This is a genomic window from Aphanothece microscopica RSMan92, from assembly GCF_046613545.2.
GTDB lineage: Bacteria > Cyanobacteriota > Cyanobacteriia > PCC-6307 > Cyanobiaceae > NIES-981.
In genome coordinates, this window is the sequence record NZ_JBKKKY020000248.1 from 1 (window position 1) to 844 (window position 844).

General features: G+C 47.0%; 1 protein-coding gene. It reads right to left on the reverse strand.

Annotation, left to right across the window (positions count from 1 at the left end; translation table 11 throughout):
- The coding region (locus ACLD7X_RS17275; RefSeq protein ID WP_425625436.1) for a hypothetical protein at positions 1-714 on the reverse strand (714 nt) is incomplete at its 3' end.
- Positions 715-844 lie beyond the last annotated feature (130 nt).

An 844-nucleotide genomic window follows, 5' to 3' on the forward strand; every position in this document is an offset into this window, starting at 1 on the left:
AAAGTCGATATAGCTAGTCCCATAGGTATTATTTTTTGTTCCTTTAGTTCCCCAAGGTGGAGCAGCCGGATTTTGACCCTCCAAATTAACGTAGCCACATATCAAGCCTGGTTGTTTGGGGATAATGGATGCATAACCGAAGGGAGCCCCATTAAAGGCGCCGTCGAAGTTAGGCCCCCAATTAAAGGTAGCAGGGGTTACGTTCAGATAGTCAGAACGGCTAACCCAAATCCTCGTTTCTACCCCGGTTTCAACCCCTCCGTTTGTGAGCGAAACATTAAGTATCAAGTCCCCGATTTTCGTGATATTACCAGCACTATTAAACGTGAAGGCTGTATGCCCAAGTTGGGGGCCACCAGATGTAAATTTGCCATTAGTGTAGCGAACATCAGCAACCAGGAACTCAAAGTCCATGTAGGCATTCCCCCCCGGTTCAGCCCGATTGATTAGACCCACAAACCACAGGTCGTTTTTGTTTGCGTCGACATCGACATTTCTAAACATGTGGCCAGCCACATCAATCAGGTCAACTTTCCCCAGCACATTAGCTGGCCCCGGTGCCCAAATTGCTGGATCTTCGCCATTTTTACTTGCGTTGGTATAACTAGTCTGGTCTATTCCGCCTGTCCCACCAAACAAATCACGCGCCCACACAGCGTCAATAAGTATTTTTGATCTTTTGGTCACATTCCCAACCTTCACCACATCAGCCAAACTACTTAGCTCACCATTCATCCGGCGTTCATATACAGGGTTGGACTGGGTCTGAAGCAAGTTTTGAATTACCGAAGGATTTGACTGAATGATGGTACCTCTACCACTGGGACCCAAAAACCAATCATTG